The sequence below is a fragment of the Gloeocapsopsis crepidinum LEGE 06123 genome (assembly GCF_015207655.1).
GTDB classification, from domain to species: Bacteria; Cyanobacteriota; Cyanobacteriia; order Cyanobacteriales; family Chroococcidiopsidaceae; genus Gloeocapsopsis; species Gloeocapsopsis crepidinum.
On sequence record NZ_JADEWN010000050.1, the window covers coordinates 1 to 26,444 of the forward strand.

Here is a 26,444-nt window from a genome sequence, read left to right on the forward strand (position 1 = left end):
CCCCAACTACTGCATTCAGGGTTGATCTTCTCATTGCCACTGCACTCGATTTAATTAATCCCGTGCATTTGAAAAACTGGTTTACTCACTGTTGCTACTGTGCCTCATAAAACTGCAATAGGCTGTATGTTGAAAAAAATCATGGTAGCTACTGCTTCTCTAGTAGCACTATTTTATCCAAATTCTGTTTTAGCAAGACAATGGGTAATGATAAATTCTGAACCTTATCTTGCTGTAGATGTTGATAGTATCAAAGGCACAGGAGATGCTAGAACTTTTTGGAGTAGATTAATATACGATCAAAACTTAAGATCTAGCTCGTACATTTCATTGAGTAGCTCAACACCTCAATCCATAATGTCCTTAACTTATGTTGATTGTGTAAGCAACAAAATAGGTGTACTCAGACAGATTGAATATAATTCAAATGGAAAGGTATTAGACAATTACGACCGAAGTTATCTTACAATACCACCTAATTTGCATTCGCCCGTACCTGATAGTCTTGGGGAAGCAGAATTACTTTATGTTTGTAGCTTAAGAACTGCTAATGGAGGAAGACAACCGACAAATTCTCGCACAATTAGTAACTCAGTAGTCACGAGAAATAGTTCATTTCCCCGCAGCTCTTGTGGAGATCCCTTCCAGAGGCAAGGAACTTATTGGCCAGTATTTATCGATGGTGGTAATCTTAGTAACATTAGAACCAATTTATGTAATGATGCCTTTTCAATTGTTAGAGAACGGGGAATTAGATCAGTTCAATTAGCATCTTTCACTTCCTACGAACGAGCGTCGTCTTTCGCTAAACAAGTAGGTGGAACAGTAGGTGAAGCGACACACTATGTTAATGGACGGATTGTAAATTAGTTTGTTTTGCTAAACAAAAGCAGTTGTATCGAATCATACAACTGCTTTTGATGATGTTAATTTTGTTTACTATGAGCTAGCGGAATTAAGGGTGTACCGACTTGTAAAACTCGGATTATTTCACCTTTGGCGATCGCCGGTTGACCGATCGGAATGACTGCTAAACCGTTGGTTTGGGCTAGATTAATTAAGTTTCCTGAACTGTGGCTACCATCAGCTAAGTGAAACTCATAGCAACCCTCAATGAGATGCAGTTGTCCCCAAAGATAAGTTTCGCGCTGACCATCAGATTTAAGATCGTGCTGCGATCGTGCTTGGACAAACATTGGTCCCCAACTATGCGCTAGTCCAGAAAGCTTGCGTAATGCTGGTTGTACAAACCGCCAAAAACTGACTAAAGCAGATACTGGATTACCTGGTAATCCAAAATACAGCACTGGTTTATGTTTAGAAGCTACAGATGCAGAAAACGTAGCAAATGTCAAGGGCTTACCTGGTTTAACTGCTACAGCACGAATATGAATTGTCGCTCCTAGATCTGCCAGAATTTGCTCTACATAGTCATAATCACCAACAGAAACTCCACCAGAGGAGAGAACAACATCAGCGGTGGCGATCGCCTGTGAAATTGCTCTTCTTAAGATGTGGGGTTTATCAGGGAAAATTCCCAAATGCAAAGGTTCTGCTCCTGTCTGGGCGACAAGTGCGGCTAAAGCATATTGATTGGAATCAACAATTTGACCAAGTTGTAAAGGCTGATCGGGAGTAATTAATTCGTCGCCAGTAGACAAAATTGCGACTCTCGGTCTGCGATAAACTTTAATTTGCGTACATTGTGCCGCTGCTAGTACTGCTAATTCTGGAGGTTGTAACGCAATTCCAGGCAATAAAAGTGGCGCTCCTGCTTGATAAAACGATGCTCCCTCGCGGACAAAAGCTTTTTCTTCTGGTGGTGCTGTAAAAATAAAGACGTGATTGCCTTCGCGTTTTGTGTGTTCTTGTATCACTACAGTATCGGTTCCTGACGGCATAACTCCGCCTGTGAAAATGCGTGCTGCTTGTCCTGATTTGATTTCCCGCTTCGGTGCTTGTCCTGCGCGGATTTCTTCGACAATCTCTAAAGCTACAGGTTGCTCAGCATGACTAGTTCTGACATCTTCATAACGTACAGCATAACCATCCATTGCTGAATTATCCCAATGAGGAAAATCCAACTGACTCACAACTGGTGCTGCCAGGATGCGGTCAATTGCTGTTAAAAGTGTTACAACCTCACCATTGCGCTTTCCGTCTAGGGGTTGCACCAAATCTAAAATCATTGCCTCTGCTTGGCTTGCTGGCAGCATACAAATTAACTCTGAATTCTGTATTCCTAGCTTAGTAACAGCAATTAGCTGTTAGCAATTAGCTGTTGGTCATAATTCCTAAAAATTAATTTAGGAGTTGTCACTAGACTTGTGCAACATGTTTTATGAATCACAAACAACTCATTGCTTTCTCAAAACGTTCCCAATTACCCATGCCTTAATACAACACTTATAACAGGCTGTGTAGCAAGGCGTCAGGTATCTGCCGTTGTATTGTTGTGCTGCACCGAGTCACACGCTCTCAAGCTCTTGGGCATGAAATGGCTAAAAGCACAACTACATACAAACTTTCCGCAACAAAGTGTGATGAACGCACATACTGTATTAGTTAAGACCGCCGAGATCGAAAGAGTTTGTCTAGTAGCGAACTTATTCTCCCAGCATTCGTGCAAAAGGTCTAGTTAAATGTCACCAATATGGTAGCTATCAGCATAGGATATGAAAGTAGCCAATTACTATTTTTTGCTATGAATACTTCGCCAGACTATACCCGCTTTCCTCGGGTGCAAATGGGAAGACGCGCTGTAGCTTTTGGAATAGATTTTTTGGGAGTTTGGCTACTCAGTTCTTTGTTGGGTGGACGTCCTAGGTTTTCATGGGCGCAGGTTTTTGTATTTTTATTAGCTTGGTGTGGTATGCGAGTATTGCTCGTGTATCGAAATCAGGGACAAAGCTTTGGTCACTGGACTTTGGACATGAAATTGCTGGATGTGGAGGCGGGCACAGTTCCAGATCTACTCACTTTGGTGAAGCGCGAAAGCGTTGCTGGTTCGTGTACCATGCTAGCAGCGATCGCCTTGAGCAATTTCTTGATGAATGCAGGTAGTATATTGTTGCTAGTGCCTTTAGCACTTGACTGTGGCATTGCGTTAGCAGATAGTACCCGACATCAAGCAGGACACGACTTGATTGCTCGGACGATTATTGCTAGTTCATTGCGAGGATACTCACTTGATATTAAAGTGAGCCGTTTTCTTGCCCAAGTTCGCCAGCGTGTCGTAAAATAATAGATTGTGTTTAATTTGTTTAAACTTGAGTAAGTAGCAATATGGCTAAAAGTAAAGGTGTCCGGATCACTGTGACACTAGAATGTACTGAATGTCGCACTAATCCAGATAAGCGATCGCCTGGAGTTTCGCGTTACACCACAATGAAAAATCGGCGTAACACAACTGCAAGATTAGAACTAAAGAAGTTTTGCCCGCACTGCAACCGCCACACTGTTCACAAGGAAATTAAGTAACAATGAGTTATTTTCGTCGTCGTCTGTCACCAATTAAACCGCAAGATCCCATAGATTACAAAGATATCGAATTGCTGCGCAAGTTTGTCACCGAGCGAGGCAAAATTCTTCCTCGGCGAATTACAGGATTAACCGCCAAGCAACAACGCGATCTCACAGTGGCGATTAAACGAGCGCGGATTTTGGCTATGCTGCCGTTTATTAATCAAGAAGGGTAGATAAGAGCTAGGAGCGAGGAGCTAGTGCGGTGCATAGGTGTCCGCAACCTGTAGCAACCAGCGTCAAGAAATGCGGTTGTTTTTTGATGACTTGCCCTCAACCCTACTTTCAACACCTAAATTGAACATTAACTTAACTGCTGAGTGCGCTTGTTGTGGAAAAGGGAAAGCTAGTCGAATTTAGAGTGCAGGGCGATCGCCGACTTGGTGTTGTTGATCGTCCTGATGGCAAATCACGCTGGATCGCAATCGATGAGCGCGGTCTAACGCACAGTCTAGCTCCGCGACAAATTACCTATGAATCCGAACAAACTTGCAAACCGTCAGAAATTCCGCATTTTTTGGAGGAAGTACAAACATACCTTGACCCTTCAAGCTTAGAAGTTGCTTGGGAATTGTTGGTCGAAAGCGGCGAAACCGTTGATCCAGCACAAATGGCAATGTTGTTATTTTCAGAGCAGAACCCGTCACAATGCTATGCTGCTCACTGCTTACTCTCAGAAGATAAACTGTATTTTAAGCAAAAAGGAAACACCTACGAGCCACGGAGTGCGGCGCAAGTTGCAGAACGAAAACATCAAATCGAAGTCGAAGCAAATCGACAACGCGAACAACAGGATTTTCTAACACGAGTTTCTCAAGCGATTAATGGTGAGACAGTTGAATGGAGTCGCCAAGATCGCCAGCGAATCGAAGCTATAGAAAAGTATGCGACACTACTAGCAGAATGTGTGCGTTCGGGTTTAACTCCAGACTCGCTAGCGCGTACTTATTCTCCACCAGTTTCCGTCGTAGAAACAATGAATACTTTGGGACGTTCTGCCACACCGCAAGCGGCTTTTGAGTTGCTCGTTGATTTGGGTGTTTGGAGCGTTCATGAAAATTTGTTTTTGCGGCGCAGCCAAATTTCGGTTCAGTTCCCTACTAAGGTGTTAGAAGTGGCTCAACAGCGCATGGATTCTCCACCACCTGACCCAGATCGTCGCCTGGATCTGACTCATCTTAAAGTTTACACAATTGACGATCAAAGCACGAGCGAAATTGATGATGGTGTAAGTTGGGAACTACTCGCCGATGGACGTCAAAAGCTGTGGATTCATATTGCCGATCCTACACGGTGGTTAGTTCCAGAAGATGAGCTTGATTTAGATGCACGAAAACGAGGGACGACAGTCTATTTACCAACAGGAATGATTCCCATGTTCCCTTCTGCGTTGGCAACAGGACCAATGAGTCTATTGCAGGGAAAAGTTTGTTGTGCTTTGAGTTTCGGTGTTGTTTTAGATGAATCAGGAGCCGTACAAGAGTACAGTATCCATGCAAGTTCGATTAAACCTACTTACCGTCTAACATATGAAGATGTAGACGAAATGTTGGAATTGGGTTTAGAAGGCGAACCAGAAATTACGGCGATCGCTGCTTTAGCCCGCCGTCGTCAAATGTGGCGACAGTCGCAAGGAGCAGTTAGCATTAACTTGCCAGAAGCAATTATTAAAGTTCAAGATGACGAGATTACGATCAAAGTTTTAAATGATTCGCTGTCACGTCACTTAGTGGCAGAAATGATGATTTTAGCAGGAGAAGTTGCTGGTCATTACGGTCAAGTTCATAAAATTGCTTTACCATTTCGCGGTCAACCTCAACCAGAATTACCCTCTGACGAAGAGTTAATTCAACTACCCGCAGGATTTGCTCGCGCTTGTGCGATGCGCCGCTGTATGCCTAAAAGTGAAATGAGTACTACACCTACACGTCATGCAGGCTTAGGTTTATCAACTTATACACAAGCCACTTCACCAATTCGCCGCTATACAGACTTACTCACTCATTTTCAATTAAAAGCTCACCTCCGTGGCGAAACGCCTCCATTTTCTGGAGAACAGATCCAAGAAGTCATGTTGAGTGTGACGACAGTGACTCAAGAAGCGACATTGGTAGAACGTCAAACAAACCGCTACTGGGGCTTAGAATATTTACGCCGTCATCCTAATCAAGTTTGGCAAGCTTTGGTGTTGATGTGGCTGCGAGAGGATAGCCGCTTGGCATTGATTTTGATTGAAGACTTGGGATTGCAGTTACCAATGGTTTTCAAACGCGGTGTCGGTTTGGGCGAACAGGTGTCAGTTAAAGTCAGCTACGTCGATCCGCGTCAAGACGTATTGCAGTTTCAGGAAGTGACTTATTCCGAAGCGCAGCAAGCAGCTACTTAAGGCTATTACAATTAAATAAGTTTTGAATTCTAAGTTTTGTTAGCGTAGCGGTGCCTTAGCACGTTTTGAATTAAAGATTTTTCTCAACTCACTTAAACTCATTACTCAACGCTTACAACTCCCCTGACCCTTACTACACTAATTACCATTATTCACATATTAATTTCAATTGCCAAATTACTCCAGTACGGCTAAGACAGATTTAGGTTGTAACTTATCTTTAAACCACACAATTCTTGCAGGACAATCATTAAGTTTCACGCCAACTTTTTCTAAATTCAAGCGTTCGGAAATTGCTAATATTAAATTATCACAATTGGCTTTGCGCACTTGAGAAAACTTCTTTTGTAAGTATTCGGGTCGCCAATAACCGACAATTTCTAGTAAGAATATTCTGCCATCAGGATGTACCAACCGAAAGTCAGGAATCATCACACTACCAGGAATTGGAATTAAATCAACTTCGCGTTCTAAAACCCACTTTGTTTTCAACGACTCCCAGCGATCGACGAATGAGGCTTCAAGCATACTATCGTAGGTTTTACCTGGTGGATAGTGCGATATTAAACCGCATTCGGAATCAAGATTAAAACGACCAGTTTTCCAATTATTTGTATAAAAGTCGCGAAGTTGTAGCGCAGCGCTGAGACTCCACTTAGTAACGTGTAAGAGGGCAGGAATCAGTTTTGCGATCGCTAGTCCATAGCGAGTACTTGGGCTAAATAAACTTGTAGGACCATCAATTGTAATTGTAAATCCATGCTCTGCGTCACCCTCGATATAAGCCATTAATTGAAATAATTTTAGATAACGAAATAACAACTTATATTGACCAGGAACATTGCGATGTGCATTAATAATTAAATGACTCGCCTTATAAAAAATTCCTTGAACTTGAGATAAGTTATATCGATGTAATAATTCCTCTGGTGTAGGCGCGTCAAAAGAAGTTAAAATTCTATTTTCAGCAAGGTCGGCATACAACCCCATCCGAATTTCCTCAGCAATAACTTCTCGTTGTAACTCGTGACTTAGTTGTAAAGCTAAATTCTTGAGAGTTTGCTGACTATTAAAACTACTAGGAACTGTTTGCGCTGCAACTTTAAATACTCGTTCTCGCAAAACTTGAGGTTCCAGTGGACTAATCACTTCAAATTCACACAAACCTTTTAATAGATGCGCCAAGCCGCGCTTAATGCGATAATCAGGGCTATCTCCCTCAAAATCTTGCAAGCGCTCATTTAATTCGCCCTGAGAGTTACCAATTGATTCTTGGAAACAAGCAATTAATTCTGCTGCTAACTCCAAATTTTTAGTATCAATTGCTAATCGTTTCGGAACAATCGTTTCTCCATTCAAGCGATGTGTTAGTAAATCAGTTGGTAACATTTCAAACTTGAATTAAGTAAGTGGGTAAATAGTAGTTGGTAATTGGTAACTGGTAATTGGTGGCACAAACAACATTTATCCACAATTAGCTAACAAAGAAAGGGTGTGATATCTGATCATTCCTACCTATCCTCTTGATTATCAATATCAACTTTATACATATCTTGAGACTCAGCAGCTCTGCGTGTAATATGATTCACACCGTAAGTCGTTTGAGAAGGCAAAATCTCTAACTGCTGTATTTCCCCCTCGCCTCGCTTCGCTAACGCCCCGCGTCCCGCGCCCCTTCTTCTCACTGAAGTTCCCTCTTCCGAAGTATCCTCCGCTACCACTTCATACAACACAGCCAACTTGTCTTTATCTGTACCGCGTCGCAACACCCGCCCTAAGCGTTGAATATACTCCCGCGCCGAACCCGTACCCGAAAGAATAATCGCCACACTCGCTGCGGGAACATCAACACCTTCATTTAAAACGTGCGAAGCGACTAAAGCACGGTACTCTCCTTCCCGAAATCGCAAAAGAATCTCATGACGTTCCTTAATCGGAGTTTGATGCGTAATCGCCGGAATCAAAAACTCTTGTGAAATGCGATACACCGTTGCGTTGTCTGCAGTAAAAATTAACGTACGCTCGGGATAATGTTGTGCAAGTAAATTACTTAATACCCGTAACTTACCATCCGTACCTAATGCGATCGCCTTTGCTGTACGGTGCGCTAACATTGCTTTACGTCCTGCTGTCGAACGCGCACTTGCTTGAACAAATAATTGCCAACCTTTCAAGTTCCCTAACTTGATATTTGCTTGCTGTAAAAATGCATTGCGTAACTCGATTGATTCGTTGTAGCGATCGCGTTCGTGTTGCGACAGTTTTACTTTAATTTGAACAACTTCGTGTTTTGCTAAAGCTTTACCGGCGAGTTCTTCCGCAGTTTGGCGATAAACTTCGGTTCCAATTAAGTAATTTAAATCTGAGTGCTTCCCATCGCTGCGTTCTGGGGTTGCAGTAAGTCCTAATCGATAGGGTGCGATCGCATATTCCGCGATCGCGCGATTAAAATCGGTAGGTAAATGATGACATTCATCAAAAATCAGTAGTGCATAACGGTTTCCCAAAGCTTCTGCATGAATTGCAGCACTATCATACGTCGCAACTAACAGAGGAGATTTATCTCGCGAACCTCCACCTAGTAACCCTACTTCTGCATCTGGAAACGCTGCTAATAGTTGAGCATACCACTGATGCATTAAATCTAAAGTGGGAACTACGATGAGTGTACTACGAGGAGTAGAAGCGATCGCCAGTTGAGCTAAATACGTTTTTCCAGCAGCGGTAGGTAATACAACTACACCTTGACGCCCTGCTTGTTTCCATGCAGTTAAAGCTTGGGTTTGATGAGGATACGGTTCCATTGCCAAACTTGAGACAAGTTCCAACGCAATAAACGCTTTGGCTTCATCAATAAAATTAATGTTCTCGTTTTGTAAGGCTTCTACAAGCTGACGATAATCAATTGCTTTGATGCGGAATTTTTCTACTCTGTCATCCCAAGTAGCGTAATCTACCCAAGCCTTACCCTTGGGCGGAGGATGCAAAATTAAAGTACCGCGATCAAAAGATAGTGTAGGAATACGTACCATCAACTTATTACTGATCTATTTCCGCTTATTTTAGAAGATGGATAAAGTTGGGGAAATTCACAATGAAACTACTCGGATTAGTTTACTGTGATGTCAGTAATTAACTCAAAATATATAGAGATTCAGAACCACTACTACGGGAAAGCAATCCCTCGCCCCTCTGATACCCTACTATAAATAATTCTGCAAAGCGATCGCACTCATTACACTTTTCGGGGCAAAATCATTTCATAATGACGTAAACCGAGTCAGTGCAAATTATCCATGTTGCAGAAACAGGAAACGGTTATTGAATTCCGTGATGTCAGTTATAGCCCACAACACCGCGCGATCGTGTCGAATCTCAATTTCTCCATCCGTCGAGGTGAAGCACTGATTTTGCTAGGACGCAGTGGTAGCGGTAAAACAACGACGATGAAGTTAATTAATCGGTTACTCACGCCTACTCAAGGGGAAGTCCTATTCGATGGTATTCCAACAAATCAGTGGGATGAAATTAAACTACGCCGCAAAATTGGTTATGTGATTCAAGAAACTGGCTTGTTTCCTCATTTTACTGTGGAACGCAATGTCGGTTTAATTCCTGCTTTAGAAGGCTGGAAACCTAAACAAATCAAAACGCGGGTGTTTGAACTATTAAACTTAGTCGGTTTAGAACCCGAACAATTTGCGAAACGCTATCCGCATGAATTATCTGGCGGACAACGACAGCGGATTGGTGTTGCAAGAGCTTTAGCCGCAGATCCTCCAGTATTATTAATGGATGAACCTTTCGGTGCATTAGATCCAATTACCCGTTTAGAAATTCAAAGCGAATTTCGCCGCCTACAACAAGAATTAGGTAAAACAGTTGTTTTTGTAACTCACGATATTCAAGAAGCATTCGTCTTAGCATCCCGTATTGGTTTAATGGATACTGGGCGGTTGGTAGTCTTGGGTACGCCAGAAGATTTTTTAGGTTCGCAAGAACCTGAAGCACTCGCTTTTAAGCAATGTTTGCGGGGAATCGCATCCTCAGAAGCATCATTTCCACAATTTTCAGATGGAGATAGCAATAACGGGAAATGGATTTAAGTGAATTTTTCCTTGTCAGATACGCCCCAGAAATTTTGCAAGAAACTGGTACGCACTTATTCATTGTTGCAATTGCAGTTGGTGTTGCAACTTTAATTGGTATTCCTTTAGGAATTCTCATCACGCGCCAAGTCCGCTGGCGAAAACCGATTCTTGGCATTGCAAACATCTTGCAAACAATTCCGAGTTTGGCGCTTTTCGGGTTTTTAATTTCTGTACCCGTTATTGGTGGGATTGGAGCGCAAACGGCAATTATTGCTTTAACTTTATACTCTTTTCTGCCAATTATCCGCAATACTTACACGGGAATTACGAGTGTCGATCCGGCAATCCGAGAAGCTGGACGTGGTATGGGTATGACTGATCGCCAACTGCTCTTACAAGTAGAAATTCCCTTAGCATTAAGCTTTATTTTAGCAGGAGTGCGAGTCGCTACCGTGATTGCGATCGGTATTGCAACAATCGCCGCTGCGATCGGTGCTGGCGGTTTAGGTGTCTTTGTCTTTCGCGGTATTGCTATGGTAAACAATCAACTTATTCTCGCAGGCGCAATTCCCGCAGCAATATTAGCAATTTTAGCCGACTGGGGTATTAGTCTATTAGAGCGACGCTTGCTAAAAAAAGGTTCGCAAGCAACGACTAAGGGGTTTTAAATGAGCGCAAGCTCACTAAATCTTACCATGTTTTTCCACACTACCTACCCCTTCGAAAAGCCAACAAGTATGGCGAGTTAGCTGTATTCACTAAAATATAAGTAAATTCAACTGTTCACCCAACCGATTCTCTTGCATTAGTTCATTTCTTCCCTTGTTAAGTGCATCAAGCCACTCAGCCTGAACATACCAATTCTTACGCCAGTTGATTGTAGCTTGTGGCGGTACAAAACCAGAACAAAGTTTTTGTATTTGTTTTAGAGGCAATGCAGGAAAGGAAAAGCTCTGACGTATTAAAGTGCCATATGCAAATTCACAGTTCTCGAAATAAATGTCATAGAATTCTTTGTCTACTCCCATAATATGATGATACTGATTCCACATCCTAGGAGGAGATAAGGATATAGTTTTATCAGCTATAAAGCCTCCTCTTATAACAGAATCAGGATTAGTTTCATATAGAAGAATAAGATCGCCTAGTTCGATACCAATTGGGCGCTTTCTTAACTCAATTTTCTTAGTACCAGCAATAATACGTTCAGCATAGATCTGCTTGATGCTGAGAGCCTTAATATGCTTAACCTGCATAAACACCTCCAAGTTCAACTGCTCTTCATATAACGCTCTAAGGAAATACTATGCATGGTTTGAGGTGTTCCATTTAGGATACCATTACTTAATAAGTCACTTCGACTGATCGCTTGACGAAGTGGCATTAGGAAATCGTACTCAACAGCTTGTCGAATTTGTCCTTCCCCGCCGATTTGTTCTAGAGTAAGAACACCTCTTATACCCAAATCATTGTAGAGTTGAGCAGGTGTTCCAATATATCGATTGACGATTCTAGCAATCGCTACAACACCAGATATAGGACGGCTAGCATAAAACAATACCGATGCCCCTCTCATATCATCTTGAGTACAAGTGGGTTTACCGTAATAAACCGTTTTGCCAGCTTGAAATATTTGAATTAGAAACTGAGGACGAATTGGTATAATATAAGCCGTCCGAGGATCATAGATCGACTCTGCGGGATATATCAGATTGAGCCAGGAATGGAAAGAACAACGATGAACCGAATTTCCATCAGAGTCCAGTAAATTAATAGTTGCATCGTTGTATTGAATCTGTGTGACTTCCTTTCTACCTTCAGGATTATAAGAAGACCCAATAATTGATGGAAATAGATGTTTTGCCTTATTTATAACATCCAGTTTACTCGTATCAGGGTCATAAAATAGTAGCTTTGTCAAGAACCATTCCGGTTGATGACCTTCACGTTCCTATATCTCACGCCCTATACCTTCTACCCAAAAGCCGTAGCGTTCAAAGAATGGAATAAGCTCAACTCTAGCTGTTGTAACAAAAGTTCTTCTAATTCTCTCTGATTTCCACTGTTCAAAGCAGGTTAAAATCAGGTTTCTCCCAATACCACTACGTCGAAAATCCTGATAAACATAGAGAGTTGATAATTTAGCGATTCCACGACTTTTAGGTTTCCAAATTGCAACTCCAATAGCTTGTTTATCTCTGTAAGCCACATTGAACACAGTTTTTGAATCCCTCATTGTTCTATCTAGCCATTGAGGGAAACCAGGATAGAGGGGAGATAGTTCATTATCAAGCATCCTGACCAACTCAATCTCACGTCTAAATTCGCTACCGCTTAACTTTCTCACTCCAAATGCATCAACAACAGACTCGAACGAGTCTCCCTCAATATCTGTTCGTCCACCGACTAGTTCTGAGAAATCATCAAAAATTACAGCACGATAAAGTTTATTTACAAAATCTTGTAATTCTTGTTGATTAGGGAACCTAAACCACTCAATACCAGGTGCTTCTGAGACATGATATCCCTTTGCTGTCAACTGAGAATGAATAATTGACTCTACACGCTCGTCTGAAATTTTAATTGCGCCCAATAAATGAGGTTCTTCTGGATGCGAGGTTCTAATCTGTGCGCGTATGCGCTGCCATGCTAATTGCATAGGATCAGCATCAATACTTCCAGAGGTTCTACCAATTTTTACCCTTGGTTGCTCTCTTAGATATGAAGGAAATGAATATATGTAAAGAACAACCTGGGTTTCCATAAATTATTCAACTAATTACAAGCTACCTCAGCCTACTAGGTAGGAATAAGCAAAGGGTTTAGTGGGGTTATTATAACTAACTAAGAAGCTTTAGATGTAGTCGCCAGCATCTAAGGTCATCTTACAAGATGAGTATCACTCCTCTTCAATCTCAACTCCCAATTCACGCAACTTTTGCTGTAATGCTTCTACTTTGGCTTCCGCCGCATTAGCTCTTTGACGTTCGATTTCAGTTCGTTGACGTTCTTCTGCTTCTGCTTCCTCTGGAGTCGGAACTAATTTTCCATCTGGCGTAAAAAACCGCAATTGTTCGCCCACAATTCCCAAATACAATTGTAATTCGTCACTCCATAGCCATCCTTGCTCATTAGGGATGAGTGCTTCATAGATGCGGTAATTAAGTTTAAAACCCGCAAATTCTAAGGTATAAGGGTCAAACCAGAAGTAATTTGGCGTGCGAAACACATCCTGATACAATTGCTTTTTTAAACCTCGATCATTTTTAGCAGTAGACTCAGAAAGAATCTCTAAAATAAAGTTAGGATACTTCCCTTCTTCTTCCCAAACTGTCCAGCTTTTTCGCTCTTTGCGTTCAGTATTTAAAACAACAAAAAAATCTGGTCCTTTAATATCTTCAGATTTTATCTGACGGATACTGTAGTAAATGCTTAAGTTACCTCCAGCAAAAAAATCTTGCCGATGCCATAAGCGTTCTAAAGAAGTTAAGAGTAAGATGAGTTGTCTAAGATGGCGATAGGTTTCTAACGGCGGTTCATTACTTAGTAAGTCAGTAGGAGGATATGTTGGAGAATGTGTTTGACTGCTTTGTACCATATTACTTAAGCTGAATTTCGCGGGCAAGGCGAATCAAGTTTATTTCTAGTTTAATTCATGAAATTTTTCCTATTAGTAGGCATGAAAAAATTTATTCTTCTTTGCTTTGTTACTTTTAGTTTGATTTTGGCGATCGCAAGTTGTAACCCCAGCACAACAACGGGTGGTAGTGGGGATATTATTGTTGCTTCTAAAGATTTCACTGAGCAAGATATTCTTGGCGAAATGTTGGCTCAACATATCGAAAACACAACCGGATTAAGAGTCGATCGCCGCTTACATTTGGGTGGAACTTTCGTCTGTCACCAAGCCTTACTTGCAGGACAAATTGATACTTATATTGAATACACTGGAACTGCTTTTACTGGTATTTTGAAACAAAAGCCAATTGGCGATCCTCAAGCTGTTTATCAACAAGTGCGATCGTCGTATGCAGAACAATTTAATCTAGAAGTCACTCCACCTTTGGGCTTTGAAAATACTTTCGCTATAATTGTGCGCGGTGAAGATGCAAGAGCCTATAATTTACAAACAATTTCCCAAGCTGCTCAATACACTCCACAATGGCAAGCAGGCTTTGGTTACGAATTTATTCAACGCGAAGATGGATTTCCAGGACTCGCTCAAACCTATGGTTTAGAGTTTGCGCGATCGCCCCGAGTGATGGATTTAGGCTTAATGTATCGTGCCTTAGTTGATAAGCAAGTTGATCTAGTTGCCGGTAACTCTACTGATGGACAAATTGCCCGTTTGGATTTAGCAATTCTGGAAGATGATAAAAGCTATTTTCCCCCTTATGAAGCTGCGCCAATTATTCGCCAAGCAACTTTGCAAAAATATCCTCAGCTACTACCTGCTATTCAACAACTTGGTGGGTTAATTACTGAAGATGAAATGCGTAGTTTGAATTATCAAGTTGAAGGGGAATTACGCGATATTCAAGAAGTCGTGCGCGAGTTTTTACAAGCTAAAATTCCAACAAAAAATGTGAAGAAGTAGGTAATGATGGTTGAAGTTTACAGCTCTGTCTGATAGAATTTATACTATAATGGGCATCTGTCTAAAAATTTTATTGGAGATTAGATCTTTATTATGAAGAAAAACATATTAAAATAATACAATAAATTCATGCAGTTGTATACTACCGATTTTTTGAGAAATATTCTTAATATTCAAGTTTAAAATCATTTCCAACCACCAACGACCAGAGAGATGACATATATTTATTACATCAATGGGAAATATACTACTGCCGATGAATCTTGTTTACCAATCAACGACTTAGGAATTGTTCGAGGATACGGCGTCTTTGACTTTTTACGTACTTACAATGGAATTCCTTTCAAACTTAGCGAACACGTACAAAGGCTGCAAAAATCGGCGGAGTTAATTGGTTTAAATTTGCCGTGGTCAACGCCCGAAATTGAGGCGATCGCTCAAGAGACATTCAACCGCAATCATCTGCCTGACGCCAACATTCGTATCATTGCTACAGGTGGGATGTCAACCGACTTTATTACCCCTTCCGGTGAACCTAGCTTGATAGTCATTGTGACTCCTGTAACTGAATATCCTGAAACATATTACACACAAGGAGTCAAAGTTATTACAGTCCAAGCTGAGCGATTTATCCCAGGAGCCAAAAGCCTAAACTATATCTCTGCAATTATGGCATTACAACAAGCAAAACAAGTGAATGCAATTGAAGCACTATATATAAATCAGCAGAGACACGTTCTAGAAGGAACAACCACAAATTTATTCATATTTCGCGACAATAAACTCATTACCCCAAAAGAAAACATTCTCCAAGGTATTACTAGAGAAGTTGTTTTAGAACTTGCAAAAATTGAATTTGAGATCGTCGAACAGCCAATTCACTACAGTGACTTAAACAATTGTGACGAAGCATTCATTACAGCCACAAACAAAGAGATTATGCCAATAACGCAAATCGACGATCTCCAAATCTCAAGCGGCAAATCAGGGAAAAACACCCAAAATCTTATACATTTATTTCGCAACTATACGAGATTTGGTCATGGGTTATAAGTAATAGGTGAAAAAAGTCATTACAATTACCAATTACCACTTTTTATCCATAAGAACACAATTATATTAAAGTTCAGGTGTAGCTTGTAAAAACCTGAAATGTGGATAGCTTCTAAGTGCAAGCAAGTGACGCTTGTCACCATTTTTCTATACTTTATTACTCCTGCCAAACCTGCAACCTCTGCTTATGTTCAACCACTCCGCACCAAACAAGCAATGGTTGTTTCCGCACATCCTTTAGCTAGCGAAGCAGGAGTAGAAATATTACGCAAAGGAGGTAATGCAGTCGATGCCGCAGTTGCAACAACGTTTGCGATCTCTGTTGTTGAACCATTTTCAGCGGGTATCGGAGGGGGTGGTTTTCTTTTACTCCACCAACCAGGGAAAGAAATCAAAGCTTTAGATTTTCGCGAACGCGCACCCCTAAAAGCAACGCGGAATATGTATTTAGACGCGCAAGGCAAAGTGCGCCCCAATGTCAGTATTGATGGTTATTTATCAGTAGCAGTTCCTGGTACTGTGGCAGGAATGTACGAAGTGCATCGCCAGTATGGAAAGTTACCGTGGGCGACATTAATTGCACCAGCAATGCGCTATGCTCGTGATGGCTTTGTGGTATCACCAAGGTATACTAACGCTGCTGAAAGTCGTCAGGAAGCTATTCTAGCAAATCCAGCAGCACGACAAATTTTTACACGCGATGGCAGAATGTACCAGCCAGGCGAGAGATTAATCCAGCGAGATTTAGCAGCAACGTTACAATCAATTGCCAAGAATCCTCAAAGTTTTTATACCGGAAATATTGCGCGGGCGATCGCCTCCAACATGGCAAGAAACGGTGGTTTAGTTTCTCTTGAAGACCTTAGAACCTATAAACCGATTTGGCGTACTCCTGTTTGTGGCAACTTCCGTACATACCGCATCTGTTCAATGCCACCGCCGTCTTCTGGAGGGGTACACTTATTACAGATTTTGAATATCATCGGCAATACTGACTTGAGATCGCTAGGATGGCGTAACCCTGATGCACTGCATCTGATGGTAGAAGCCATGCGAATTGCCTATGCAGATCGTTCCGAATATCTCGGCGATCCTGACTTTGTGAAAGTTCCTGTGGCGCAACTTACTAGTCGTGACTATGCTACTCAAAGACGTCAGGAAATCCGTATGGACACTGTACGACGTTCAAGCGAAGTCAAACCCGTAGACAGACAAACGCTACTGCGCTACATCAAAGGCAAGGAATCATCCGAAACAAGTCATCTAACAGTCATTGATCCGCAGCGTAATGCTGTAAGCCTCACCTTTACAATCAACTACGGTTTTGGTTCTGGTGTTGTAACGCCAGGAACAGGAATTCTCCTCAACGACGAAATGGATGACTTTGCTGCCGCACCAGGTGTTCCTAATGCTTATGGACTTGTTGGCGGAGATGCCAATGCGATCGCACCGCGTAAAACTCCTTTATCGAGTATGACACCTACCATCGTTACTGAAAATAGTCGCTTGCGGATGGCAGTTGGCGCACCTGGCGGTAGCACGATTATCACTACAGTATTACAAACAATCCTCAATGCCCTAGAATACAGCATGGATGTCGGCTCTGCAGTAGCTGCACCTCGAATTCATCACCAATGGCTACCCGATGAGTTACGAATAGAACCTTTCGGTTTAGACTATGCCACAATTGTCGAACTGTGTCGTCGGGGACATAAAATTGAGGAACGCTCCACTTGGGGTAATGCAAATGCGATCGTTGTGACTCCTGATAATATGCTAGAAGGTGCTGCCGATCCTCGTGGAGAAGGTTCTCCGAGGGGATTTTGACTCAAGAGTTATAAGCGATCGGGGTTGAGTGTTGAGTTTAGGAGAGTTATGAGTCGTGAAGTGCTGAGTTATGAGTTATGAGAATTCTGTTAATTTAAAATTCAAAACTCAAGACTAATCACTAGCCACTAGTGACTATTCACTCACTCCTCGCCCTTAGTATAAAATTTCTGCTTCTGTGGCAACCTTACCAAACTCTGTAGCGCGGGCACTAGGCACTAAAATCCAACCCTGCTTGATCAGTTTTTGGTAAGTCGCCCAACCTTTAGAACCTCCAGGAATTTGGTAATCGGGTATCGCATACTGCGGAAAATGCGTGTAAGGTTTCCACGGTTCATTGGGTGCAGTTCGCAAATACAAGACTTTCTCGCCATCTGTACCGGATTTTGATAGCCAGCACAATTGTCGAGGCATAGGCACTCCTTGTCTCAAATAACGGCATAAAACGCAATGTGCTAATTCGCATTTAGCAAAAGCTTGTACTTAGGCTGATAACTTTGAAGAATTATGTTGCCTCAAGCTTATAAATGTTTAAGCATACTATTTTACCTTTGTCAAGAGTGTTGACTTGCAGTCAAGATACTTTTTTCTTTAAGTTTTGTATATCTATCTAGGGTAAGAGTTCATACCGATCGCTCAGTACTAATGCAGGGGATCGCCATATATTAAGGTTTTGCAATATAGAAAGATCAGGTGCAGGGGAATTAAAAAATTCTAATGCCTCCGGCAGCTTTGTTCGCGAACAATTCAAAGCTCAAAACTAATCACTAATCACTAGTCACTAGCCCCTGCAAGACATAACTCATTGTCTGACGAATTTCTGCCACTTTGTGAGCATAAGCTGCGTCGGATAAAACAGGTTGGAAGTTTGCTACAGAAATTGTTTGTGCTATGTCAATCCAAGACTTACAACCGCCATATTCTGCACGGTAGGAAATATGCACCTGAGGAAAGATGTAAACTCGTAGCAGCAATACGTATAAAGGCTGACGTGATTTCCACTTCAGGCGATCGCTAATAAATTTTTCATTCCAGATATGAAATGGCAACAATGCCTCTATTGCTTGCAGATCGCTAACAGGCAAAATATCAGTAATTTCTGCCCAACTACCGATACGCACAGTTTCAGGATGCCAACCAGAAGTGACAGGAATTACGGTGTCAGCATATTCCGGTTTTAACAATGCAGGTTGCTGATGCTCGTAGGTAGGGTAAAGCAAAACTTGGTTGTAAGCAACCCGAAAGCGCCCGCTTTGTTCGTGAATACCACCTTTGCGTAGCAGCATAATTGTTTTTGCTTGCTCTAGCGCTTCAACTGCTACAGCCCATTCTTTGAGTGCATGAGAAGTATGTAATTGCATATGGATTTCAGTAGAGGGGGCAGAGGACGCAATTTTCTCAGACCTACGGTTCAGGGATTAGGGATAGTTTCTGATTTTAAATGATGGCTAAATATTATTTTAGTTAATTTGTCTAATGAAAGCTTTGGATATCAGCGATCGCAAAATTCATACGATCTCTTGCCAGTAAAAAACAGGTGGAGATCAAATATTATCCCCACCTACTTTGTTACTAAATTACAATTAGTTTAATGACGAAAAACGAATACTACTTACCACTCAGCATTACGTTGAGGTTTAAAAGGTTCTCCGGTAAACGGTTGAACTCCCGTCATTGGATAAGCATCATCGCTTGGTCCAAAAATTCGCGTGACAGCTTCAGAAATATAGCGAGCCATGCTGTCGATTGTGCGATAAATACTCATAGGATCATTCTCCTAATGATGATTATGAGGAAGTCAGTTTTTAATGTGTGTAGTTTAATTCCCTTCTGCTTCAATTATGATACTTGCTTAATTCTTTGCACGTATTTGTAATGCTTATTCGTTTATGTTTGCAATACTTTATTGGGAGTTAGAGGTTAGGGATCAGAAGTTAAACATTCTTAGTTTATATTAGGTTCAGTTTTGTTGAGTCATGTGTATCAACTCAATTCTATATGAAATATTAGGTGTGGGTTAGGCATCTTGAGCTACTTACCAACCAATAAGTTGACTTACTTAGAGGGGAAAATATAGTAAATTTGACTACAAACGAATATAAATTAAGTGAGTATTTTATGTAACAATTGCCGAGCTTTAAGCTAAAAGTCCGGTATCTGGCAAATAATTACAGCTTAGCTTGACAACATTTTGGTGAATTACACTATAATTAAACAAACTACACAATTGCTGTGCAATGACACCCTCCCTGGATTGCGTACCAACTCAGGAACTTACGTTGAGTGCAGAAGATTATAGTCTACTGACAGACCTTTATCAGCTGACAATGGCAGCTTGCTATACAGGTGAAGGGCTAGAGCAAAAATGGGCAAGTTTTGAACTATTTACCCGCCGCTTACCTGATGATTTCGGTTACTTGATCGCAATGGGGTTAGCCCAAGCATTGGAGTATCTCGAAAATTTACACTTTAGTGCAGCGCAGATATCCGCTTTAAAAGCAACCAAAATTTTTAATAACGCACCAGAAAGCTTTTGGACGCTGCTAGAATCAGGACACTTTACCGGAGATGTTTGGGCAGTACCCGAAGGAACCGCCGTTTTTGCGAATGAACCACTTTTGCGAGTCGAAGCGCCGCTATGGCAAGCACAGCTAGTGGAAACCTATTTACTCAACACACTTAATTTTCAAACACTAGTTGCAACACGGGCAGCGCGACTGCGAGATATTGCTGGATCGTCTGCAACACTTCTGGAATTTGGGACGCGACGGGCTTTTAGTCCGCAATCTTCATTATGGGCAGCAAGGGCAGCGCTAGCTGCTGGATTAGATTCTACCTCAAATGTGTTAGCTGCACTGCGGCTTGGTAGTCAACCGAGTGGGACAATGGCACATTCTTTAGTCATGGCGATCGCTGCAATGGAAGGTACGGAAGATCAAGCTTTTACAGCGTTTCATCGTTATTTTCCAGGCGCACCCTTGTTGATTGACACTTACGATACTGTCGCAGCTGCCCAACGTTTATCCGAAAAAGTCAAAGCAGGAGAAATGAAACTTACAGGAGTGCGGTTGGATTCGGGAGACTTGGTCTCGCTGTCGAAACAAGTGCGATCGCTTTTACCCGAAGTCAGTATTTTTGCTAGCGGCGATCTTGATGAATGGGAAATTGCCAACCTGAAAGCAAATGGTGCAGAAATTGATGGTTATGGTTTGGGAACGCGCTTAGTCACAGGTACCCCTGTCAATGGAGTCTACAAAATTGTTGAAATTGCCGGCATCCCTGTTATGAAACAATCGAGTGGTAAAGCAACTTATCCAGGATGCAAACAAATTTTTCGGAGTTTTGAGGGCGATCAAGCAATCAAAGACTGTTTGGGCTTAGTGACAGAAACAGATGCACAACCATTATTGCAACTAGTCATGCAGCAAGGCAAACGAATTCAACCGCCAGAGTCAATCACACAAATTCGCGATCGCACCGCTAAATCAGTTGCCAGTTTACCTGATTGTGTCAAGCAACTTGATAATCCGACACCTTTTCCTGTAGAAATATCTCCCGCCTTGCAGCAATTGACTGAGAAAACTCGGCTAGCTGAGACAACCGTAACCGCTTATAGCAGGGTTCAGGGGTCAGGGGTCAGGGGACACTAAGGCAGACCTCCGGTTCAGAGTTAACACAGGTTCGATTGCCAATAATAAATCTAAAATTTAAAATGCTCAAAATTGCGTTATTTGGTACAAGTGCTGATCCTCCTACCGCCGGACATCAAGCAATTATTAGCTGGTTATCACAATGCTACGATTGGGTGGCAGTATGGGCAGCAGATAATCCCTTTAAGTCTCACGGTTCACCTCTAGAACATCGCGCTGCTATGCTGCGGTTGCTGATTGAGGATATTAATCCTCCTCGATCCAATATCGGCTTACATCAAGAATTAAGTAGTCATCGCACGCTAGAGACAGTCTATAAAGCAAAACAACACTGGGGTAAGAACACAGTCTTTACACTTGTTATTGGTTCTGATTTGATCGATCAGTTACAACAATGGTACGCCATTGAAGAATTGTTGCAACAAGTTCAGTTATTAGTTGTACCACGACCAGGATATGAAGTAGAAGACAGTGATTTGCAACCGCTAAGACAGTTGGGCGCGAAGGTGGCGATCGCCAATCTAACTGCCCCTAATGTTTCCTCAACAGCGTATCGTGAAAGTGGAGATGCCGAAGCGTTAACACCTCCTGTAGAAGCATATATTCATCAACAGCATTTGTACGAATGCCAACACGCAGCCAAAGAAAAATTGCCGATGTAGTTAAGCCACAGCCCTTAGCAGATTTTAAGGTTGGGGTAGACAACGCGATCTTTTCCGTTGACACTGCCCAGAATCGGCTTTTAGTCCTACTAGTGATGCGGCAGCAACAACCTTTTTTAGGTCAATGGTGTTTACCTGGAACCTTGGTACGCCAAGGCGAATCGCTAGAAGACGCAGCGTATCGTATTTTAGCAGAGAAAATTCGAGTCAAAAATTTATACTTGGAGCAACTGTACACCTTTGGCGGACCCTACCGCGATCCTCGTGAGGAAACAGACAAAGTGCGCTATCTTTCGGTCAGTTACTTTGCGTTAGTGCGCTATGAAGATGCGGAACTGATTGCCGATGGAGTGAGTGGAATCGCTTGGTATCCGGTAAAACAAGTTCCACAACTAGCATTCGATCATAATGAAATTTTAGCTTATGGACATCGCCGACTCAAAAATAAATTGGAATACAGCCCTGTCGCGTTTGATGTCTTACCCGAAGTTTTTACGCTCAACGATCTATATCAATTTTATACTACAGTATTAGGTGAATTTTCTGATTATTCAAATTTTCGTGCCCGACTTTTGAAGCTAGGTTTCTTGTGCGATACAGGTTTGAAAGTCTCACGCGGTGCAGGACGTCCCGCAAGTTTATACCGCTTTAATGCTACAGCCTTTGCTCCCTTTAAAGATAAACCTTTAGTATTTATTTAGCGATTAGCAGAACTAACGACTCCAACACAACTGTTACTTCCTTTATCTTCATTTACTAGTCACTAGCCACTAACCACTTAGTATGAAAATTGCGATCGCTCAAATTAATCCTACTGTTGGTGATTTAGCAGGTAATGCGCAAAAAATTCTCACAGCTGCCCAAGATGCAGCGGCACAAAGTGCAGACTTATTATTAACACCTGAACTTTCGCTATGTGGCTACCCACCTAGAGATTTATTACTCGATCCGAGTTTTATTACGGCGATCGCATCAACCCTACAACAACTCGCACAAGACTTACCACTTCAGTTAGCAGTCTTAGTTGGTTGTGTCGAACCTAACGCCCAAGCATACATTTCTGGTGGTAAACCTTTATTCAACAGCGTTGCTTTACTTCATCAAGGAATTCAGTATTTTCACAAACGCCTCCTTCCTACCTACGATGTTTTCGACGAAAATCGCTACTTTGAACCTGGGCAAGAAACTAAATTTTTTACACTTAATTCCTCGCCTCAGAAAATCGGTGTTACCATCTGCGAAGATTTGTGGAATGATGAAGAGTTTTGGGGAAAACGTCACTATGCAGTCAGTCCAATTACTGACTTAATTGAGGCAGGCGTTGACTTAATTGTCAATTTATCAGCTTCTCCTTACAGTGTCGCTAAACAACAACTACGCGAAGCTATGCTGAGTCATGCTGCTAGCCGTTATCGTTGCCCAATTCTGTACGCCAACCAAATCGCTGCTAATGATGACTTGATTTTTGATGGTTGTAGTGTCGGATTTAACCGTAATGGTGAAATGGTATGCCGCGCTGCTGCATTTGAGCCAGATTTACTTTTTGTTGAATTTGATGAAAAAAAGCAAGACTTACAACCTAGTATAATTGCCTCGATGCCAGAAAATAATGATGCCCAAATCTGGCAAGCTTTAGTTTTGGGCGTAAAAGATTATACCCGTAAATGTGGCTTTTCTAAAGTTGTCATTGGTTTAAGTGGGGGTGTTGATTCTGCATTAGTAGCTGCGATCGCCACAGCAGCCCTAGGTAAAGAAAATGTTTTAGGCGTATTGATGCCTTCGCCCTATAGTTCCGAACATTCAATTAAAGATGCATTGCAACTTGCCGCAAATTTAGGAATCCAAACACAAACCTTACCTATTGAAGAGTTAATGCAAGGCTATGACAGAACTTTAGCATCTTTATTTGCTGATACGGAGTTTGGACTTGCTGAAGAAAATATTCAGTCGCGGATTCGCGGTAATTTGTTAATGGCGATTTCCAATAAATTTGGACATCTACTACTATCTACAGGAAATAAATCAGAAATGGCAGTCGGCTATTGCACCCTGTATGGTGATATGAATGGTGGCTTAGCCGTTATTGCTGACGTTCCTAAAACCCGCGTTTACTCTTTGTGTCGCTGGTTAAATCAAGACTTAGAGATTATTCCAGGAAACATCCTCACTAAAGCCCCTAGCGCCGAATTAAAACCTGGTCAAGTCGATCAAGATTCCTTACCATCATATGATGTACTTGATGATATTTTAGAGCGCTTTATTTGCAATCATGAATCTGCTAGTCAAATTGTAGAGGCAGGTCACGATCCAATAATAGTAGATCGCGTCATTAAAATGGTGGTACGGGCTGAATTTAAGCGCCGTCAAGCACCACCAGGGCTAAAAGTTACCGATCGCGCCTTTGGTACAGGCTGGCGAATGCCAATTGCCAACAAATGGGTATCCACAAGTAACTGCCAAACGAATACTCTTGAGCAAACCAGCCTTACCTCACAAACCTCAGCCTAATTTCTGGTCTAAAGCCGCCAATTCTTCTGCGCATGGGATAGCGGTTATTATGGATGCGGCGACGGTGGAAACTACCAGTATACAAATGATAGAAAGGATCGGCACGGTAAGCAGTATTGACACGCTGTCGATAGAATCTACGCGATCGCGGCAATCCATGCAGGCGACCAAAATCTGATGTGTAGACTCTACCGCGATACCCAGCACTATTATCGTAAGACTGTTGTGCTATAAATGTTGAAGTATCTGCTAGCAAGGGCATAGCTGGGACAGGACAGGATATTCCATTGACTAGGGCAATAATTCCTAAGGTAGCGATGACTCTACAAATGAGTAGCATGACCCTTTCTTAGCTATCTATCTCCTAATATATCAAGACTAAAATACTACTTCGCCAAAGCGATGAACTTCACATATATCTAAATATTCAAGCGATTAGCACTAAGTCATTGATGATTGGCAAACTACTTATATCTTAATAAAGATAAACAGCTCCTGTTCTGCTAATGTTAACAACACGATATCCTTCTTCTTTTGTTGGCTGAACAAGGACTGTTAGTATATTATTTCTGACAGAAACAGCATAAGTAAGATTAACTTCATCTCCCGCTCCTGCCTTTGGTGAGGGATCGTAAACCGCTATGTTCATTGGTAAAATAGCTTTGTTGAGCTGAACTTGGTCGCCAACAATCAAATTTGCTTCGGCACGGTCATCTAAAAAGTTATACTTGAGCGGCATCTCAGTTTGATTTTCTAAAATAACTGTAACAGGCATTTTTGGATTGACCCGCGCTCGTGGTTGCCAGTATCCAGGTTGATAAGTGCGTGCAGGTGGAGTCTGGGCAATTACAGGTACAAATGAGTTAACCAATAACGCAGTTCCAGCAAGGCACAACAACTGTGCCCAAGCTTGTGATCGCATATATTTACCTACCTTGGTAGAATTAAATCTTATACTTCAGACAAATTATTATCTCAGACTGCTTCAGCACGAAATGGAAAATTTTAGACTAAATTTATTTCCTTCGTTACTCTATTCTCTTTCCATCAAAAGAATGCTGCGACTACCAGCGAATTGATTTTTGTCTTGCAAGTCGGGTTGTGTAACTACCGTCGCACACTAGTGATGCTCTTGCAACCAGCGCGTAGCGAAACCTAGGTGATAATTTAAGTATGAATAGATTTAATGAACTAACGTAAATATTGATGTCTGCTGTCTTGCTGCAAAACGTTCACAAGTTTTACAACAACATTCCTGTTGTTAATGACCTGTCTTTTACAATTCAACCTGGAGAAATGTTTGGTTTGCTAGGACCAAACGGCGCTGGTAAATCAACAACAATTCGGATGCTGACAACTTTAACGAAACCATCTCAAGGGCGGATTGAAGTCGCAGGGTTTAATGTCATGCGTCAATCACTGCAAGTCAAGCAGTGCATTGGAGTAGTTTTACAGCAAACAAGTGTTGATGGCGATTTATCTGTGTGGGAAAATATGGAGTTGCATGGCAGACTACATCACATTGATAATCCTCAGCGTCAGCGACTCATTAGCCAATGGCTGGAGTACGTAGAACTTGCAGATCGGCGAGATGCTCTTGTGAAAACATTGTCTGGTGGTATGAAGCGCCGCTTACAAATTGCTAGAGCATTGTTACATCAACCCCAAATTTTATTTTTAGATGAACCAACAGTAGGACTTGATCCGCAAACTCGGCGACGTTTGTGGGAAATCATTCTTGATTTAAATAAGCAGGGAATGACAATGTTACTGACAACGCACTATATGGAAGAAGTCGAGTACTTATGCGATCGCATCGGCATTATGGATAATGGCAAACTGATTTCCCTAGGAACGCTACAACAGTTACGTGCCAAACACGGAGAAGGATTAGCGATCAAACAAACAGATACGAAGGACGCAGGGCGCTGGGAATATCAATTTTTCCCCACCCTAGAACAAGCCAACGCCTACCTTAACCAGCAAAAAGATAAAACTGGCATTATGGTACGTCCCTCAAACCTTGAAGATATTTTTGTCGAACTCACCGGACGCCAACTCGATTAGTTATAAAGTTGAGGGAGACTTCCCATACAGCAGAGACGGAGAGTCTTGAAGTGTTGAGTGTTGAGTTATGAGAGTTATGAA

The 26,444-nt window shown here is 41.9% G+C and carries 26 protein-coding genes and 1 pseudogene; 15 read left to right on the forward strand and 12 right to left on the reverse strand.

Features of this window, described 5'->3' with window-relative positions:
• Window positions 1–126 precede the first annotated feature (126 nt).
• Window positions 127–870 carry a surface-adhesin E family protein gene (locus IQ230_RS18050; protein WP_193933666.1) on the forward strand — a complete coding sequence of 248 codons (744 nt, stop codon included), beginning with the start codon at window positions 127–129 and terminating at the stop codon, window positions 868–870.
• A 56-nt stretch (window positions 871–926) separates the two neighbouring features.
• On the opposite strand, the gene IQ230_RS18055 is transcribed toward IQ230_RS18050, so the two are convergent.
• On the reverse strand, window positions 927–2,216 hold the full coding sequence (locus IQ230_RS18055; RefSeq protein WP_193933667.1) for a molybdopterin molybdotransferase MoeA: 1,290 nt from the start codon (window positions 2,214–2,216) through the stop codon (window positions 927–929).
• Window positions 2,217–2,704: 488 nt separating this feature from the next.
• On the opposite strand from IQ230_RS18055, the gene IQ230_RS18060 reads away from it, so the two are divergent.
• The 4 genes from IQ230_RS18060 (at window position 2,705) to IQ230_RS18075 (ending at window position 5,908) form a co-directional block, all read left to right on the forward strand.
• The gene (locus tag IQ230_RS18060; RefSeq protein ID WP_193933668.1) at window positions 2,705–3,244 is read left to right on the forward strand and encodes an RDD family protein; all 540 of its coding nucleotides are present in this window, start codon (window positions 2,705–2,707) and stop codon (window positions 3,242–3,244) included.
• Window positions 3,245–3,285: 41 nt separating this feature from the next.
• The gene (gene rpmG, locus IQ230_RS18065) at window positions 3,286–3,480 is read left to right on the forward strand and encodes a 50S ribosomal protein L33 (protein WP_099702478.1); all 195 of its coding nucleotides are present in this window, start codon (window positions 3,286–3,288) and stop codon (window positions 3,478–3,480) included.
• A gap of 2 nt (window positions 3,481–3,482) precedes the next feature.
• On the forward strand, window positions 3,483–3,698 hold the full coding sequence (gene rpsR / locus IQ230_RS18070) for a 30S ribosomal protein S18 (RefSeq protein ID WP_099702477.1): 216 nt from the start codon (window positions 3,483–3,485) through the stop codon (window positions 3,696–3,698).
• Window positions 3,699–3,853: 155 nt separating this feature from the next.
• On the forward strand, window positions 3,854–5,908 hold the full coding sequence (locus IQ230_RS18075; RefSeq protein WP_193933669.1) for a ribonuclease catalytic domain-containing protein: 2,055 nt from the start codon (window positions 3,854–3,856) through the stop codon (window positions 5,906–5,908).
• Window positions 5,909–6,085: 177 nt separating this feature from the next.
• On the opposite strand, the gene IQ230_RS18080 is transcribed toward IQ230_RS18075, so the two are convergent.
• Together IQ230_RS18080 and IQ230_RS18085 are read right to left on the reverse strand one after the other, a co-directional pair.
• A complete protein-coding gene (locus tag IQ230_RS18080) occupies window positions 6,086–7,297 on the reverse strand; it encodes a DUF790 family protein (RefSeq protein WP_193933670.1) in 1,212 nt (403 codons plus the stop codon).
• Window positions 7,298–7,419: 122 nt separating this feature from the next.
• Window positions 7,420–8,940 (reverse strand): DEAD/DEAH box helicase, encoded by a 1,521-nt coding sequence (locus IQ230_RS18085; protein ID WP_193933671.1) that lies wholly within the window; start codon window positions 8,938–8,940, stop codon window positions 7,420–7,422.
• 264 nt (window positions 8,941–9,204) lie between these two features.
• Between IQ230_RS18085 and IQ230_RS18090 the strand changes: the two genes are divergently transcribed.
• Complete coding sequence (locus tag IQ230_RS18090; protein WP_193933672.1) at window positions 9,205–10,014, forward strand: ATP-binding cassette domain-containing protein; 810 nt, start codon at window positions 9,205–9,207, stop codon at window positions 10,012–10,014.
• Window positions 10,005–10,622, forward strand: a pseudogene (locus tag IQ230_RS18095) (ABC transporter permease); the annotation flags it as partial. The gene IQ230_RS18090 and the pseudogene IQ230_RS18095, both read left to right, overlap by 10 nt.
• A gap of 135 nt (window positions 10,623–10,757) precedes the next feature.
• On the opposite strand, the gene IQ230_RS18100 reads toward IQ230_RS18095, so the two are convergent.
• The 4 genes from IQ230_RS18100 to IQ230_RS18115 all read right to left on the reverse strand — a co-directional run bounded on the left by IQ230_RS18100 (window position 10,758) and on the right by IQ230_RS18115 (window position 13,597).
• A complete protein-coding gene (locus IQ230_RS18100; protein WP_193933674.1) occupies window positions 10,758–11,255 on the reverse strand; it encodes a hypothetical protein in 498 nt (165 codons plus the stop codon).
• Between the two features lie 14 nt (window positions 11,256–11,269).
• Complete coding sequence (locus IQ230_RS18105; protein WP_193933675.1) at window positions 11,270–11,920, reverse strand: hypothetical protein; 651 nt, start codon at window positions 11,918–11,920, stop codon at window positions 11,270–11,272.
• A 30-nt stretch (window positions 11,921–11,950) separates the two neighbouring features.
• Window positions 11,951–12,763 carry a GNAT family N-acetyltransferase gene (locus IQ230_RS18110; protein WP_193933676.1) on the reverse strand — a complete coding sequence of 271 codons (813 nt, stop codon included), beginning with the start codon at window positions 12,761–12,763 and terminating at the stop codon, window positions 11,951–11,953.
• 135 nt (window positions 12,764–12,898) lie between these two features.
• Window positions 12,899–13,597 carry a Uma2 family endonuclease gene (locus tag IQ230_RS18115; protein ID WP_193933677.1) on the reverse strand — a complete coding sequence of 233 codons (699 nt, stop codon included), beginning with the start codon at window positions 13,595–13,597 and terminating at the stop codon, window positions 12,899–12,901.
• A gap of 81 nt (window positions 13,598–13,678) precedes the next feature.
• On the opposite strand from IQ230_RS18115, the gene IQ230_RS18120 reads away from it, so the two are divergent.
• The 3 genes from IQ230_RS18120 to ggt all read left to right on the forward strand — a co-directional run bounded on the left by IQ230_RS18120 (window position 13,679) and on the right by ggt (window position 17,476).
• Complete coding sequence (locus tag IQ230_RS18120; RefSeq protein WP_193933678.1) at window positions 13,679–14,596, forward strand: glycine betaine ABC transporter substrate-binding protein; 918 nt, start codon at window positions 13,679–13,681, stop codon at window positions 14,594–14,596.
• A gap of 213 nt (window positions 14,597–14,809) precedes the next feature.
• Complete coding sequence (locus tag IQ230_RS18125) at window positions 14,810–15,649, forward strand: aminotransferase class IV (RefSeq protein WP_193933679.1); 840 nt, start codon at window positions 14,810–14,812, stop codon at window positions 15,647–15,649.
• Between the two features lie 99 nt (window positions 15,650–15,748).
• Window positions 15,749–17,476, forward strand: coding sequence for a gamma-glutamyltransferase (gene ggt, locus IQ230_RS18130; protein ID WP_193933680.1), 1,728 nt, complete (start codon window positions 15,749–15,751; stop codon window positions 17,474–17,476).
• 156 nt (window positions 17,477–17,632) lie between these two features.
• Here the strand turns inward: ggt and IQ230_RS18135 are convergent, their stop codons facing one another.
• From IQ230_RS18135 to IQ230_RS18145, 3 genes are all read right to left on the reverse strand, one after another.
• Window positions 17,633–17,890, reverse strand: a complete 258-nt coding sequence (locus IQ230_RS18135) for a hypothetical protein (protein WP_193933681.1) — start codon at window positions 17,888–17,890, stop codon at window positions 17,633–17,635.
• A 353-nt stretch (window positions 17,891–18,243) separates the two neighbouring features.
• Complete coding sequence (locus IQ230_RS18140) at window positions 18,244–18,837, reverse strand: DUF1802 family protein (protein ID WP_193933682.1); 594 nt, start codon at window positions 18,835–18,837, stop codon at window positions 18,244–18,246.
• 251 nt (window positions 18,838–19,088) lie between these two features.
• On the reverse strand, window positions 19,089–19,241 hold the full coding sequence (locus tag IQ230_RS18145; protein ID WP_193933683.1) for a hypothetical protein: 153 nt from the start codon (window positions 19,239–19,241) through the stop codon (window positions 19,089–19,091).
• A gap of 472 nt (window positions 19,242–19,713) precedes the next feature.
• Between IQ230_RS18145 and IQ230_RS18150 the strand changes: the two genes are divergently transcribed.
• The 4 genes from IQ230_RS18150 (at window position 19,714) to IQ230_RS18165 (ending at window position 24,296) form a co-directional block, all read left to right on the forward strand.
• Entirely contained in the window at window positions 19,714–21,126 is a 1,413-nt protein-coding gene (locus tag IQ230_RS18150) for a nicotinate phosphoribosyltransferase (protein ID WP_193933684.1), read from the forward strand.
• A gap of 62 nt (window positions 21,127–21,188) precedes the next feature.
• Window positions 21,189–21,788, forward strand: coding sequence for a nicotinate-nucleotide adenylyltransferase (locus IQ230_RS18155; RefSeq protein WP_193933685.1), 600 nt, complete (start codon window positions 21,189–21,191; stop codon window positions 21,786–21,788).
• Window positions 21,752–22,489 carry an NUDIX hydrolase gene (locus IQ230_RS18160; protein ID WP_099702464.1) on the forward strand — a complete coding sequence of 246 codons (738 nt, stop codon included), beginning with the start codon at window positions 21,752–21,754 and terminating at the stop codon, window positions 22,487–22,489. Before IQ230_RS18155 ends, IQ230_RS18160 begins: the two co-directional genes overlap by 37 nt.
• 82 nt (window positions 22,490–22,571) lie before the next feature.
• A complete protein-coding gene (locus IQ230_RS18165; RefSeq protein ID WP_193933686.1) occupies window positions 22,572–24,296 on the forward strand; it encodes an NAD+ synthase in 1,725 nt (574 codons plus the stop codon).
• Here IQ230_RS18165 and IQ230_RS18170 read toward each other — a convergent pair.
• The gene (locus tag IQ230_RS18170; RefSeq protein WP_193933687.1) at window positions 24,274–24,636 is read right to left on the reverse strand and encodes a hypothetical protein; all 363 of its coding nucleotides are present in this window, start codon (window positions 24,634–24,636) and stop codon (window positions 24,274–24,276) included. The two genes, IQ230_RS18165 and IQ230_RS18170, sit on opposite strands and share 23 nt — an antisense overlap.
• A gap of 135 nt (window positions 24,637–24,771) precedes the next feature.
• A complete protein-coding gene (locus IQ230_RS18175) occupies window positions 24,772–25,218 on the reverse strand; it encodes a hypothetical protein (RefSeq protein ID WP_193933688.1) in 447 nt (148 codons plus the stop codon).
• Window positions 25,219–25,502: 284 nt separating this feature from the next.
• On the opposite strand from IQ230_RS18175, the gene IQ230_RS18180 reads away from it, so the two are divergent.
• Window positions 25,503–26,363: an ABC transporter ATP-binding protein gene (locus IQ230_RS18180; RefSeq protein ID WP_193933689.1), complete on the forward strand. Its 861-nt coding sequence runs from the start codon at window positions 25,503–25,505 to the stop codon at window positions 26,361–26,363.
• Window positions 26,364–26,444 lie beyond the last annotated feature (81 nt).